Source organism: Clostridium sp. HMP27 (assembly GCF_000765165.1).
Classification (GTDB): Bacteria; Bacillota; Clostridia; order Clostridiales; family Clostridiaceae; genus Clostridium_AK.
In genome coordinates this window covers 23,953-38,673 of the sequence record NZ_JMFY01000058.1, presented here as the reverse complement: position 1 = coordinate 38,673, position 14,721 = coordinate 23,953, and the positions used below count along the sequence as shown (strand labels likewise).

Here is a 14,721-nt window from a genome sequence, read left to right as displayed (position 1 = left end):
GCAAGATGTTAAAGACTATATGGATTATTGACGGAGATTGGAAGGAATATGATATAGAGGAAAAAATCATAAAAGAGAAATTACCTGGTTATGAAATAAAATACTCTGGAAGAGATTTTCATAATGATTTAGAGGACTTCGGCAAGCATGCTGAAGCTATTATTGCACAAATAGATATTGAAATTTCTTCACAGGTTATTGATAAGCTGGCAAATTGTAAAATAATATCTGTGTATGGAATTGGATATGACAATATTGATGTAAACTATGCTAGAAGCAAAGGCATAATAGTTGCAAATGTTCCAAGTTATTGCATTGAAGAGGTTTCAGATCATGTGATATCATTCATCTTTGAGTTTTACAAGAATCTTAGTTCCTTTAATGACAAAGTTAAGAAAGGGTTTTGGGGCGTAGATGCCATGGATTATATTCCAAAGAGAATTAAAGATTCGGTGCTATTCATCATTGGATTTGGGAAAATTGCCAAACTAGAAGCAAAGAAGGCTAAAGCCCTTGGAATGAATGTGTTAATTTATGACCCATATGTTAATGATGATGAACTTAAAGTTTATAGAGTAAAGAAAGTGACACTTGAAGAAGGACTTAAACTTTCAGATTATGTGAGTATAGCAGTACCTCTTAATGAAAATACAAGAGGGATGATTGGAATGAAGGAATTAAAACTTATGAAAAAAAGTGCTGTACTTTTAAATGCATCAAGGGGAGAAATCATTGTTGAAAGTGAACTAATCCAAGCAGTTAAAAATGGAATTATAAGAGGTGCTGGCCTAGATGTGGTTTGTAATGAGCCACCAAATCCAGAAAGCGAAATATTAAATGTAGATAATATTATTGTAACACCGCATATTTCCTATGCAAGTAAACAATCCATGATTGAGCTAAGAGAAACCGTTGCTTTAAATGTTATTGAGGCATTAAATAATATGAAAGTTAAAAATAGCGTTTAAAAAATAATATCAATATTATTGATTAGGTAAAAAGAGTATTAAACTTTTATTAGAGTTAATGCTCTTTTTATATTTTAATAAAGGGTTATATGAATATAGTGTCATTAGTTTAAAGATAAAAATATGTGATAAAATTGGGTACTTTAAATAATAATATATATGAAAAATGAAAAACATTAGTACTATGCCCTAGAATATGTTAGAGAGGATGAAATTAAATGAAAAACTTTGAAGTAGTTTATGGTAAGCCTTATTTTACACAAGCAGCAAATAGAAAGAAGCAATATGATTATTTAAATGAAGATATTGAAACGGATATAATTATTGTTGGAGGTGGAGTTACTGGTGCCATTTTAGGATATTATCTTACTAAGGCAGGAGTGGACTGCTGTATTCTTGAAAAAGCAAGAATTGGATATGGCAGCACAAGTATTACCACTGCCTTACTTCAATATGAATTAGATGATAACTTAAATAATCTTAAGGAATATACAACTTATGAAAAGGTTATTAAATCCTATAAGTTAGGTTTAAAGGCCTTAGATGAAATTGATGAATTCATAAATAATCATGGGAATTATTGTGAATATCAAAAGAAGGATACACTTCTATACACATCTAAAAATATAGAAGTACAAGAATTAAAAGATGAGTATAAATATAGAAAAGATAATGATATTGATGTTTCCTTTATAGATAATAATAATCCCTATAGCTTTGATTTAAAAGCAGGTGTGTTTTCTAAAAATGGGGGAGCAGTTTTTAATCCTTATAAATTTACTCATCACCTTTTAGAAGTAGCAATAACACGAGGATTAAAGGTTTTTGAGAATACAGAAGTACAACAAATCAATTATTATGAAGATTATGTTAAGGTTGTAGCATCTTATGGCTTTAAAATAAGAGGTAAAAAAATAATTTGTGCAACGGGTTATAATACAAAGCTATTTACAGATAAAGCCTTTGGAACAAAGACTATTGCTTATAATATAGTTACTAAGCCTTTAAAAAAAATTGATGATATATATAAAAATATAGTTATCCGTGATAATTGTGATCCCTATAATTATGTTAGAATTACTCCAGATAATAGAATTATAATTGGAGGAGAAGATACTCCTTTTTTAGAAGGAAGGTTTTATGGTAATATATATGAAGATAAATACAATATCCTTGAGCAGCGTTTAAAAAATATGTTTAAGGATATACATGATATTGAAATAGAATATAAGTATTGTGGTGTCTTTGCATCTACTAATGACAATCTTGGATACATAGGAAGGGATAAGCATAGAAAATCTTTATACTATTGCTTAGGATATGGCGCTAATGGAATATTATTTGCAGTATTAGGTGGAAAAATGTTAGTTAATTTATTTACAGGGAAGAAAGATGAAGATTTAGAATTATTCAATCCCTATAGAAATTGTTAGAAAATAAAAAGCTTATTATATATGAGAAAAGAATATTATTAATGCATAAAATGTAGAAATAAGCATCAGGAAGAAAGTATAAAGCAAGAAGTTATATAAGAAACTATATTTAGTAGAAGTTAGGGAAGTATAAATGTAAAATATATTGGTTAAATATGGTTATTAAGAGCATGATCTTCTATTTTTGGGAGGTCATTTTTATTGCAAATGATTGCATTTATATAAAATACATGTATAATATAAATATAGATATTTAGCTAATTAGCTAAATATCTATATTAGCTGGAAAGGAGTCATTATATGAGTAAGGCATTTAAAGCATTAAGTGATGAAACTCGAAGGGAAATACTAAAACTTTTAAATAAAGGGGATATGAGTGCAGGCGAAATATCGGAACACTTTAATATGTCTAAGCCTTCAATATCTAAGCATTTAGATATTTTAAGGGAAGCAGAACTTATTACATCAGAGAAAAAGGGCCAATTTGTAATCTATTCTATAAATACTACAATACTTCAAGAGGTTCTTGGAAGCTTCTTAGATATATTTACAAAGAAATAGGAGGGATTGAAATGAAGAAGTTTGACTTTACAAGGATGATATTTTTACTTACATCAATAACAATACTAATTTTAGGTTTTTTAGTTCCTGAAAGTAACTTAGTTGCAAGTATTATTTTTGTTTTAATTATTATTTCATTAATTGTATTTGATATTCAAGCAGCAAGGATAACAAAACTCTCGGAGGGTAATCCTAAAGTTAAAACTGTGAGAAATATAAATAGAATGATTATAGGGATTATCATTATTTGTTCTTTATTTACAGCATTAACACCAAATAAAAATGCACTTTATAATAAGAATAATGAATTAATAATAGTTGGTTTAATTTCAGTTTTTATCATGGGGTTCGGTAATGTTTCGCCTAAAATACCTTTTAATAGGTATCTGGGGTTAAGACTTCCTTGGACTATAAGAGATGAAGAAACTTGGAAAATTGCTCATAAAGTACTTGGATATGTATCATTTCCGCTAGCTATAATACAATTTATATTAGTATTTTTCTTTAGTATAGATAGGGTAGTTACTGCGTCTATACTTACATTGATTGCAATACCAGGACTATATTCACTAGGATTTTATTATAAAAAAATGAAAAATAGTGTTTAAAATAATAAGAGTGGCATAAAAAGAGTGATTAATAATTATAGCGTATGTCTAGTTTAACTAGACATACGCTTCTTTTTTAATTAATAAATATTTTTGCTAAAATACCTATCGCCTCTATCGGGAAGAATAGTAACTATATTACCTTTTTCTATTTTTTCGGCCAGTTTCAAAGCAGCAGCCACAGCAGCACCAGAAGAGCTTCCAACAATAAGGCCTTCCTTTAAGGCAAGAATCTTAACCATTTCATAAGCTTCCTCATCACTAACTTTTATTATTTCATCAACTAAGTCCATGTTCATAGTTCCAGGAATAAAGTTATTGCCAATTCCTTCAATATCATAGCAACCTTCAATACCTCCACCCATAGTAGAACCCTCTGGATCAGCTAAAATTCCTACAATGTTTTTATTTCGTTCTTTAAGAAATTTTGTAACTCCAGTAAAGGTACCTCCACTTCCAGCACCACAAACAAAATAGTCTATTTTACCATCCATAGCTTCATATATTTCTGGGCCAGTAGTTTCATAGTGGGCAAGTGGATTTGAATGATTTTGAAACTGCTTTAAGCTTATTGAATTTTCTATAGTCTGTAAGAGTTCGTCACTCTTTTTAAGAGCACCTAACATACCATCTTCTCTAGGAGTATTTATTACAGTAGCTCCTAGTGCTCTCATCAAAGCTTGTTTTTCTAATGAAAACTTTTCAGGAACAACAAAAATTATATTATAACCTTTATTTATTCCAGCAAGGGCAACACCAATTCCAGTGTTGCCAGCAGTAGCTTCAACTATGGTGTAGCCTGGCTTCAAGCGCCCTTCATTTTCAGCCTGTTCAATCATATAAACTCCCACTCTATCCTTGACACTCCCACCAGGGTTATGATTTTCAAGCTTTACAAAAATACTAACGTCAGCTTTAATATTTACATTATTAAGCTTTATAATAGGTGTATTGCCTATAAGCTCTTTAATATTATTTAAATATTTCATTGCTAATACCTTTCTCTAAAATATATTTAGCATATTCCTGCGCTGAGAATAGAGAATGATCCCTATAGTTTCCGCACTGAATTGCATTAGTTGCAGGGACCTCTTTTGCTTCTATAATTTTGTTTAATGCGTAAGTGAGTGATTCAATAACAGTTTGAACTTCAACTTCTCCCCAAGCTACCATATAAAAGCCTGTTCTGCAGCCCATGGGAGAAATGTCTATAATAGTATCCATTTTTTCTCTCATATAACCTGCTAATAGATGCTCAAGTGTGTGAACTGCTGCTGTTGGCATTTCTTCCTCATTAGGCTGTAAAAGTCTTAAATCAAACTTTGATATAGTATCTCCAATTTGACCTTGTGAAGTTCCGCATTTTCTTACAAAGGGTGCCTTAACCTTTGTGTGATCCAATAAGAAGCTTTCAACTTTAACCATATTACATACTCTCCTTTAATGCATTTTCCATATCTTGAATTAAATCTTCAACATTTTCTATGCCTACAGATAGCCTTATTAAATTATCTACAATACCAACCTTTTGTCTTAGTTCATAAGGTATAGAACCATGAGTCATAGAAGCAGGGTGGCAAATTAAGGATTCAACTCCACCTAAGCTTTCTCCAAAGGTTATTAAATTAAGATTTTCAAGGAATTTCTTATAATCATAGCCTTCCTTAAGAACAAAGGCAATCATTCCACCATAACCCTTAGCTTGATTTGTTTGAATTTTATAACCAGGATGATTCTCGAAACCAGGATAATATATCTTTTCTATTTCTTCTCTATTTTTTAAGAATTCAGCAATAAGCTTTGCATTTGAGTTATGTCTATCCATTCTTACTGCCAAGGTTTTAATTCCTCTAATTAAAAGGAAGGAATCAAAGGGAGCTAAAACTCCTCCAGTAGCATTTTGAACAAAATGAAGTTTTTCAGCTAAATCTTTGTTATTTACAACAACAATACCCGAAATTACATCACTGTGGCCACCAAGATATTTTGTAGCACTGTGAATAACTATATCAGCTCCAAGAGTTATTGGTTTTTGTAAATAAGGAGTCATGAAGGTGTTATCAACGATAGTATATATACTTTTTTCCTGAGCTATATTTGCCACAGCTTCAATATCAGTTACATCCATAAGAGGATTTGTTGGAGTTTCTATATAAATAGCTTTTACAGTTTCATCAATACTGTTTTTTATTTCATCTAAATTTGAGGTGTCAATTATGGCATAATGAATGCCAAAGTTTGTAAATATTTTATCCAGAACTCTAAATGTTCCACCATATACGTTGTTTGAAATAACTATCTTATCTCCTGACTTTAATAGTGAAAGCACTGCAGTTATAGCAGCCATCCCTGATGCAAAAGCAAAGCCTGCATATCCCTCTTCAAGGTCTGCAACAAGCTTCTCTAAAGCTTCTCGTGTTGGATTGCCTGTTCTTGAATATTCATAGCCTGTATTCACTCCAAACTTAGGCTGTTTGTAAGTTGAGGTTTGATAAATTGGTACATTTACCGCCCCTGTATGTTGATCTCCATCTATTCCACCGTGTATTAAAATTGATTCGATTTTCATATGTTTTTCCTCCAAATTATAATTTTGTGGCTTTAGCTAAGAAGATACCTGTTTCAGTGAACTCTCCCTTACTTGAGTAGCCTTTGCAGCTTAAATCTGTATTTTCCACTTGTATATTTCTAAATCCTGCTGATTGCAGCCAATTGGTTATTTGCTCATTAGAAAAACCAAGCCATTCATCAAACATTTCTTCTCTAGCCCACTCTCCAGTATGTTCCATAACATCGGAAATAACAATTATACCATCTTTTTTTAGAATTCTATGCATTTCATCAATTGCTTTGCTAGCATCTTTTATATGATGAAGTGCCATATTTATAAATACTGCATCTAATGATTCATCAAATAGTGAAAGGTTATCTAAAGAAGATTTTAAAGGGTAGATATTTGTATAATCTCTTTTTAATGCAGTAGTTTTTAACTCCTTTAGCATATTTATGGAATTATCAACAGAAAACACTATATTGGCTTCGCTGGCCAGTGCAAGAGAAACAAAGCCTGTGCCACACCCCAAATCAGCCACAATCTTATCCTTTATATTAGTTGTAGATAAAATTTTATATTTTAGTCTTTCTTCGAAATATTCACTTCTTATAACGTTCCAGCTTTTAGCTATGGAATCAAAGTATTGTAAAGAATTCATAATAGCCCTCCTGTTTATTAATTTTTAAAAAATAAAAAACTCCTGCCTCTAAAAACTTAGAGGCAGAAGTTAACTTCCGCGGTTCCACTCTAATTATCATATGTATAATAAAAATATACAATGATATCTCATTTTGGTACATACATACCTCAACGCTTTAACGGGCGTACACGCTGTCGTCTACTATATTTCAAGACAGTGCTCAAAGATGCATTCACACAAGTTATACTAAAAATCCCTTTCAGCTAGGAGGATTTTTCTCTGTTAGTTTACTTTATGCTACTATTTCTTATCACAGCATTTACTAATTCTTATTATTTTGATTGGAATACTAGATTGATAACATATTATAATATCAAAATGATTTTGTCAACCCAATATCGCAGAATTATAGAAAATTTTAAAAACAATAAATAGCTGCTATATAAAATGGCAGCTATCTTTAAAAAAATAAACAATATACAGAATTCTATAAGTTAATCAGTGCTAGTACAACCACATATATAATGAATGTGACCATCTGCACATCTTACTCTGGTCTCATAATAGTGATAGTGAAGTCCATCATGTAGTACTATTGCTGGACCTGTTTTAGTTTCATAATCATGGTCATGATCATCAAGATAGGTTGTTTCACCTTTCAGACAATGAGTATGGGGTACTCCACTTGGTGACTTAGATGTAACGCCACCGTAATGATGAACATGGCAATCATCAAAGGATGTTGTACCTACATAACTGTGTGAATGTTTCATTACAATGCCTCCTAAATGTTTATAGATACTGGCAGTATATGATTATTTTAGAAATTTAGTGCTCATTACAGGTACGCAGAAAGAGAAGTTATAATAAGGAGCTAATCTTATCGAAGAAATTCAATAAGACTTTTTCAAAAATAAGGAGATAATATTTTATTGACAAGGTATATAAGTGATGATATTATATAACAAAACATATAGGAATAGTATGAATTGTATTTGAATGTTGTAAGATATATAGGAGGTTTTTAAATATGAATCTTAGTGAAATTTATCGATATCATCACAGTCATTCTCATAATGATGAGCATGGTCATAGTCACCATCACCATGGTGGAGGAGTTAATGATTATTTGCAAGCAGTATCTGAATATAGAAAAACTTTTGCATCAAAGCAAGATGTTCTTGAGAAAACTCCAGACCCAGCAGTAAAAGAAATGTTATTACGTATGGAGCAAATAGGTTGTGATACAGCTTTTGATAGATTTGATCAGCAGCAGCCACAATGTAGCTTTGGTCTTGCAGGAGTATGCTGTCGTATTTGTTATATGGGGCCTTGTAAAATTACTCCTAAAAGCCCAAGAGGAGTATGTGGAGCAGATGCAGATCTTATAGTTGCTAGAAATTTATTAAGAGGACTTGCTGCTGGGGTAGCAGCACATGGATCTCATGCAAGAGAAGTACTTCTTGCTATGAAAAATGCAGCAGAAGGTAAGCTTGATATACCTATTTTAGGAGAAGAAAAGGTAATAAAAACTGCAAAGCAATTTGGAATAGATATAGAAGGAAAGACAATAAATGAACTTGCATCAAAGCTGGCAGATGTTTTATTAGAGGATTTATCAAGAACTGTTCCAGGTGAATTTAAAACAATAGAAGTAAGTGCATCTCCTGAAAGAAAGAAAGTGTGGAAGGACATGGATATAATACCTATAAGTGCTTACCATGAAGTTTTTGAGGCACTTCATAGAACTGGTACAGGAACTGATGGCGATTGGAAAAATGTAATGCAGCAATTCTTAAGATGTGGACTTGCCTTTGTATTTTCAGGTGTAGTTGGTTCCTCTATTGCAACAGATAGCCTATTTGGGACGGGTGGCAGAAGAACTTCAAAAGTTAATGTTGGAGCATTAAAAAAAGGATATGTAAACATAGCAGTTCATGGACATTTACCTGTTCTTGTAAATGAAATAGTAAAGGTAGGACAAAGTGAAGAGTTTATTAAATTAGCTAAAGAACATGGAGCCAAAGGAATACAATTTTATGGGATATGTTGTTCTGGACTTTCAGCAATGTATAGATATGATGGGGTAATTCCATTATCAAATGCCATTGGAGCAGAATTAGTTCTTGGAACAGGGGCGCTAGATCTTTGGGTTGCTGATGTTGAAGATGTATATCCTGGAATTATGGATGTTGCAAGATGTCACAAGACAACAATTGTTACAACAAGTGATTCTGCAAGACTTCCAGGAGCAGAGCATTATGCTTATAAACATGATCATTCTAATATAAATGAAACTAGCGCTATTGCTAGAAAGATAGTTACAAGAGCAATTGAAAGCTTTGCAGATAGAAGAGAAATACCGGTATTTATTCCACCATATGAAGTTGATGCTGAAGTTGGTTTTACAGTTGAATATATTCAAAGCAGATTTGGAGGAATGAAACCAATTGTTGAAGCGCTAAAGAGTGGGGAAATATTAGGTATTGTTAACATTGTAGGATGTAATAATCCAAGGGTAATTTACGAAAAGGCAACTGTAGATGTAGCAGAAACGCTACTTAAGAATAACATTCTTGTATTTACTAATGGCTGTGCATCATTCCCATTATTAAAACTAGGTTTCTGTAACACTGATGCTCTGCAAAAGACAGGAGAAGGTTTAAGAAGTTTCTTACAGCCAGACCTTCCACCAGTATGGCATATGGGAGAATGTATAGATAATGCAAGAGCATCAGGAGCCTTTGGAGCCATAGCAAGCGAAGCTGGACAAGCAATTAAAGACATGCCATTTGCTTTTGCGAGCCCAGAATGGTCCAATGAAAAAGGAATAGGGGCAGCACTTGGATTTAGACTTAATGGTATTAATTCATATCACTGTGTTCATGCTCCAGTACAAGGTTCTGATAATGTTATGAACTTCTTGTATAAGGGAACAAAGGAAACATTAGGATCAACTATGAATGTAAATGTAGATCCAATAAAATTGGCAGATAAAATAATAGAAGATCTAAGAGAAAAGAGAAAAGCACTTGGATGGGAATAAAGCTTATAAAGAAGAGAGGTTGATCTTAATATGAAGATATTTGATAAATTTATTATTGGCACAATTATAGTAGGCTCCCTTTTAGGTTTTACCGCTTGCGGGAACAAAACTGCTGAACCAACGGATGGAAAGAAAACAGTTAAAATAGCCTATTTACCAATAACTCATGCAGTGCCTTTATATGTAGAACATGAAGATCCAATAATTAATAAAGAGGAACTTAAAAATGTTAATATTGAACTTGTTAAATATGGTAGCTGGCCAGAACTAATGGATGCCTTAAATACAGGTAAGGTGGATGGCGCATCTGTACTAGTTCAGTTTGCTATGAAGGCAAAAGCACAAGGAATTGGCTTAAAAGCTGTTGCTCTTGGGCATAGGGACGGAACTAATATTACAGTTGCAAAGGATATCAACAATGTTTCCGATCTGAAAGGCAAAACTATTGCAATACCTCAAAGATTTTCAACTATGAATATTTTACTTTACCAAATGCTTGAAGATGAAGGTATGAGTTATTCAGATGCAAAGACAATTGAACTTGCTCCAGCAGAAATGCCAGCGGCACTGTCAGAAGGACGTATATCAGCTTATATAGTTGCTGAGCCATTTGGAGCTACATCTGTAATAAATGGCAAGGGTAAAACACTGATCAAATCAGAAGATATATGGAAAAATTCAATTTGTTGTGCTTTTGTATTGAGAGAAGAATTTATAAACAATAATAAAGAAGCTGCAGAGGAAGTTGTAAATGGATATGTTAAAGCAGGAGAAAAAGCAGAGGCTAAAGATGAAAATATACAAAAGATAGCATCAAAATATATGTCCGTGAAGAAAGAAGTACTAGATTTATCTTTAAAATCTACAGTATATACAGACTTGAAAATTAATGAAAAAGACTATGAAAAATTAACAAGCTACCTTAAAACTATGAAATTATTAGAAAATCCTCCTAAATATAGCGACTTTGTTGATAACTCATTAATTAATAAGGCAGAGTGATAATATGACTAAGTTTAGAAAATTAATAAATATAGTTATAGGACTAGGACTTCTATTAATTGGATGGGAAGCTGTGGTTCTTACTGGTAAGTATGAACCATCTCTTCTTCCATCTCCTTTGATGGTTTTAAAGGGAATAAAAGAGCTTATTGAAAATGGTACTTTTTTTACCCATATTAAGGTAAGTTTATTCAGATTCTTTATAGGGTACTCTGCTGCAGTAATACTAGCTATAATTCTAGGAATTATTTTAGGATGGTTCCAGAAAATTTGGGATGTTATTGATCCAATAGTTCAGGTGTTGAGACCTATATCTCCAGTAGCTTGGTTCCCATTTATGGTATTATGGCTTGGAATTGGTGATATTCCAGCAATAGCTATTATATTTATTGCAGCATTTTTCCCAGTGTTACTTTCTACAGTGTCTGCAGTAAAAAAGACAGATAAAACTTATTTAAAAGTTGCTAGAAATTTTGGAATTAAGCAGCCCTTTGTACTAACCAAAATTATATTACCAGCTGCTTTTCCTAATATAGTTACAGGACTTCATCTTGCCCTTGGTTCAGCTTGGATATTTCTTGTATCAGGAGAGATGGTGGGTGCACAATCTGGATTAGGATATCTAATTATGGACGCAAGAAACTCACTCCGAACAGATTTGCTGCTTTCAGCAATAATAATGATAGGAGTTTTAGGTTTATTATTAGATAAATTAATAACACTCTTTGAAAAATGGATAGGAAAAACCTGGGGTATTTCTTCAGAGCCTGGGAGGTAATATAATGTTTATAAAGATAAATAATATATCAAAAATCTATAAAAATAATAATGATAAAAAATCTGAATTTAAGTCTCTTGATAATGTAAATTTGACTATTGAAAAGGGCGAATTTATATGCCTTTTAGGCCCTAGTGGATGCGGAAAATCTACACTTCTAAATCTAATTGCTGGTTTTGATAAGCCATCTACTGGAGAAATACTTATTGGTGGTAATGGAGTGAAAGAACCATCACCAAATTATGTAACAATATTTCAGAACTATGGATTATTACCTTGGAGAAGTGTTAAGAAAAATGTGGAACTTGGGCTTGAAGCTAAAAAAATCAGCAAGGAAGAAAGAAGTAAAATAGCTGATGAATATATAGAGCTTGTAGGACTTTCAAAGTTTAGTAAGCATCATCCAAGTCAGCTTTCAGGAGGTATGCAGCAAAGAGTAGCCATTGCAAGGGCTTTAGCAGTAGATCCAGAAATAATTTTTATGGATGAGCCCTTTGGAGCATTAGATGCAATGACAAGAATGAATATGCAAGATGAAATATCCAATATATGGGATAAAAAGAAAAAAACAATAATATTTGTTACTCATGATATTGAAGAAGCAGTATTTCTTGCAGATAGAATTGTTATTATGACGCCAGGGCCTGGAAAGGTAAAAAGTATAATCAATGTACCTATGGGAAGGAAAAGAGATAGAACTAGTGAAGAATTTTTAAAAATAAGAGATAAAGTATTTATAGAGTTTAAAATGAAAAATCAATTTGATATAGAATACTATGTATAAAATTTAAAATACAGATACTAAATAATAAAAAATCACCAGTGTGAAATTCTGGTGATTTTTTGTTTTTATACAGTTTATTTTGTATATTAAATTTTAAATTTTTCAACCAGATTATTAAGTTCATGTGCTGATCTTGCTTGATTTTGAGTTATTTTTGAAACCTCCTGTATTGCAGTGGAAATCTCTAAAATACTTGATGCAATATCTTGAGAACCTATATTGGATTGTTCTATGGAACTAGACATAATTTCTATAGCAGTAGTTATCTCTTCCATTGAAGATAATATTTCTTCTGTACTTGCTGCAAAATCCTGTACTAGATTATTTATAATTTCTGAATCCTTCATATACTGTTCTCCGGTTTTTTCTAATAGTTCATTATTTAAAGATACTTCCTCATCTATAAAGCTTAATATACCTTTTGCATTTTCCGATAAGTCTGTTACTGAAGCTTGCACATCTTTAATAATTGGAGCTATTCCAGAAACAGTTCTAGTTGATTGTTCAGCGAGTTTACCTACTTCTGCTGCTACCACAGCAAAGCCCTTACCTTGCTCGCCAGCCCTTGCAGCTTCTATAGCGGCATTTAGAGATAAAAGGTTTATTTTTGCGGCTATATCAGAAATAACTTTAGATATTTGTACGATTTCTTGTACAACACTACTTTTTTCTACAGCTTTTAAGATAGCATCTTGTCTTTGTAAATACATAGTGTTAGTTGCTTTGCGTGATTCTTTGGCGTTATCTTTTAAGTTTCTAGCCCTAGATTCTATTTCTTTTGATATTATATTACCATCCTCAGCTTTTTTAGCAAGCGCCCTAGTAGCAGAGGTTACTTCATTAATAGAAGAATCTATATTTTCAACGGAAGTACTACTTTCTTCCATACCAGTAGCTATTTTCTTAGCTGTGACATGTACATTTTCAGCTTGAGCGAGTACTTGTTGTGTTGTGGCTGAAAGATGCTGGCTTGAATCATTTAAACCATTAGCACTTATAGTAGTTGTTCTAATTATATCTTTTAATGATTTTGTCATTTTATTAAAAGCATTAGTAAGCAGTCCAATTTCATCTTTACTTTTAATAGGTATTTCTTTAGTTAAATCCCCATCAGAAACTTCCTCGGCAGATTCTTTTAAAAGATTTAAAGGCTTTATTATGGCATTAATAACTAGAGTGATTAATATTCCCATCACGATAAAGGAAATAATAGCCATAAGTATTGATTTCTTCATCATATCGGTAATACCTGCTTTTAGATTTTTCATAGATATACCTATATTTACAGCACCTATATGTTTTCCATTATCGTATAAAGGTATTAGTACATCCATGACTTCAACATTTTCCGTATCATAAAAATAACTACCTGTATACACTTTTTCGTCTAAAGCTGCAGATTTGCTGCCAGTATCTGAGAGCTGCTTTCCAATACTATCAAGATTACTATGGGCTACAGCTTTTAAGTTTTTATCTATTATAAGAGCATATACGATATTTTCGCTTTTGGCTAAAGATTCAACTAACTTTTGTTTGTCAAAATCAGCTTCAACGTTCTTAATTTTATCAGCTATAATTCCTACTTGAACTATTCCACCATTTTTAAGGGGTAATGCTGCATATTTATAATATTTTTTATCTACTTCGCTTTGTCGTATTTCTTCAATTAACTCAGAGCTTTTTCCTGTAAAAACTGGGTATGTGGAATGATTTGTGGGATAAACCCACCCAATATTAGCTTTTAAATTAGAATATAGTATTTTTCTATCTTTGCTGGCTATATTTATTTCTGAAACATCAGCTTTTGTTGAAATTTCAATAAGGGATTCATTAGTTATGTTTTCAGTCTCAGAAATTATTTTAGCAATACTGATAACCTTATCTTCAAACTGATATTCTATAGTATGTAATGCAGAATTATTAATTTCCAGCTCCCTAGTAACTTGGCTTACTAAGTCTAGACCATCATTTGCCAACTGTTTTTTTTGCTTTTGTACAAATGTGCTAATTGATATACTTGTTAAAATTGACAATGTAATTAGTTGTAAAATTAAAAATATACCTATTATTTTTACCCTAATAGACCATCCTTGCTGCATCTTCTTTAGACCCATCATTTCACCTCTTAAAAATATTGTCTTATTATGAAAGAATATATTTCTTTTGCATTATAACATAGGGTAAATATATTATGATAGTTCAATTGTTAATAAATATATGGAAATAGAAATCATTCTGTAATAGTAAGGTTAGAAGCTTAGGTATATAAAATCAAAGTAAGACGTCTCTTTATAAAATGTTGATAATATTGATACTCAATTGTAACAATAACTCAGTAATATTAATT

General features: G+C 31.8%; 14 protein-coding genes and 1 other annotated feature. Of the genes, 8 read left to right on the top strand and 6 right to left on the bottom strand.

Features of this window, described 5'->3' with window-relative positions:
• The first annotated feature begins 5 nt into the window (after window positions 1-5).
• The 4 genes from DP68_RS18135 to DP68_RS18120 all read left to right on the top strand — a co-directional run bounded on the left by DP68_RS18135 (window position 6) and on the right by DP68_RS18120 (window position 3,570).
• The gene (locus DP68_RS18135; RefSeq protein WP_035311869.1) at window positions 6-968 is read left to right on the top strand and encodes a C-terminal binding protein; all 963 of its coding nucleotides are present in this window, start codon (window positions 6-8) and stop codon (window positions 966-968) included.
• A gap of 218 nt (window positions 969-1,186) precedes the next feature.
• The gene (locus DP68_RS18130) at window positions 1,187-2,401 is read left to right on the top strand and encodes an FAD-dependent oxidoreductase (RefSeq protein WP_035311867.1); all 1,215 of its coding nucleotides are present in this window, start codon (window positions 1,187-1,189) and stop codon (window positions 2,399-2,401) included.
• A 300-nt stretch (window positions 2,402-2,701) separates the two neighbouring features.
• Window positions 2,702-2,962 carry an autorepressor SdpR family transcription factor gene (locus DP68_RS18125; RefSeq protein ID WP_035311866.1) on the top strand — a complete coding sequence of 87 codons (261 nt, stop codon included), beginning with the start codon at window positions 2,702-2,704 and terminating at the stop codon, window positions 2,960-2,962.
• 11 nt (window positions 2,963-2,973) lie between these two features.
• On the top strand, window positions 2,974-3,570 hold the full coding sequence (locus DP68_RS18120) for an SdpI family protein (RefSeq protein WP_035311865.1): 597 nt from the start codon (window positions 2,974-2,976) through the stop codon (window positions 3,568-3,570).
• An 80-nt stretch (window positions 3,571-3,650) separates the two neighbouring features.
• Here DP68_RS18120 and DP68_RS18115 read toward each other — a convergent pair whose 3' ends face one another.
• The 5 genes from DP68_RS18115 to DP68_RS18095 all read right to left on the bottom strand — a co-directional run bounded on the left by DP68_RS18115 (window position 3,651) and on the right by DP68_RS18095 (window position 7,537).
• Window positions 3,651-4,559, bottom strand: coding sequence for a cysteine synthase family protein (locus DP68_RS18115; RefSeq protein WP_035311864.1), 909 nt, complete (start codon window positions 4,557-4,559; stop codon window positions 3,651-3,653).
• On the bottom strand, window positions 4,543-4,995 hold the full coding sequence (locus DP68_RS18110; protein WP_035311862.1) for an S-ribosylhomocysteine lyase: 453 nt from the start codon (window positions 4,993-4,995) through the stop codon (window positions 4,543-4,545). The genes DP68_RS18115 and DP68_RS18110 overlap by 17 nt, the downstream gene beginning before the upstream one ends.
• 1 nt (window position 4,996) lies before the next feature.
• Window positions 4,997-6,139, bottom strand: a complete 1,143-nt coding sequence (locus DP68_RS18105; RefSeq protein WP_035311860.1) for an aminotransferase class I/II-fold pyridoxal phosphate-dependent enzyme — start codon at window positions 6,137-6,139, stop codon at window positions 4,997-4,999.
• A 16-nt stretch (window positions 6,140-6,155) separates the two neighbouring features.
• Window positions 6,156-6,782 (bottom strand): class I SAM-dependent methyltransferase, encoded by a 627-nt coding sequence (locus DP68_RS18100; protein ID WP_035311858.1) that lies wholly within the window; start codon window positions 6,780-6,782, stop codon window positions 6,156-6,158.
• Between the two features lie 55 nt (window positions 6,783-6,837).
• Window positions 6,838-7,087, bottom strand: a binding site (T-box leader).
• 171 nt (window positions 7,088-7,258) lie between these two features.
• Complete coding sequence (locus tag DP68_RS18095) at window positions 7,259-7,537, bottom strand: YmaF family protein (RefSeq protein WP_035311856.1); 279 nt, start codon at window positions 7,535-7,537, stop codon at window positions 7,259-7,261.
• 257 nt (window positions 7,538-7,794) lie between these two features.
• Between DP68_RS18095 and cooS the strand changes: the two genes are divergently transcribed.
• The 4 genes from cooS to DP68_RS18075 are packed head-to-tail and all read left to right on the top strand — an operon-like array spanning window position 7,795 to window position 12,374.
• Window positions 7,795-9,810 (top strand): anaerobic carbon-monoxide dehydrogenase catalytic subunit, encoded by a 2,016-nt coding sequence (gene cooS, locus DP68_RS18090; protein WP_035311854.1) that lies wholly within the window; start codon window positions 7,795-7,797, stop codon window positions 9,808-9,810.
• A gap of 30 nt (window positions 9,811-9,840) precedes the next feature.
• Window positions 9,841-10,812: an ABC transporter substrate-binding protein gene (locus DP68_RS18085; protein ID WP_035311853.1), complete on the top strand. Its 972-nt coding sequence runs from the start codon at window positions 9,841-9,843 to the stop codon at window positions 10,810-10,812.
• A gap of 4 nt (window positions 10,813-10,816) precedes the next feature.
• A complete protein-coding gene (locus tag DP68_RS18080; RefSeq protein WP_035311850.1) occupies window positions 10,817-11,590 on the top strand; it encodes an ABC transporter permease in 774 nt (257 codons plus the stop codon).
• Between the two features lie 4 nt (window positions 11,591-11,594).
• Complete coding sequence (locus tag DP68_RS18075) at window positions 11,595-12,374, top strand: ABC transporter ATP-binding protein (protein WP_035311848.1); 780 nt, start codon at window positions 11,595-11,597, stop codon at window positions 12,372-12,374.
• Window positions 12,375-12,460: 86 nt separating this feature from the next.
• Here the strand turns inward: DP68_RS18075 and DP68_RS19095 are convergent, their stop codons facing one another.
• Window positions 12,461-14,488 carry a methyl-accepting chemotaxis protein gene (locus tag DP68_RS19095; RefSeq protein WP_052085901.1) on the bottom strand — a complete coding sequence of 676 codons (2,028 nt, stop codon included), beginning with the start codon at window positions 14,486-14,488 and terminating at the stop codon, window positions 12,461-12,463.
• Window positions 14,489-14,721: the final 233 nt, after the last annotated feature.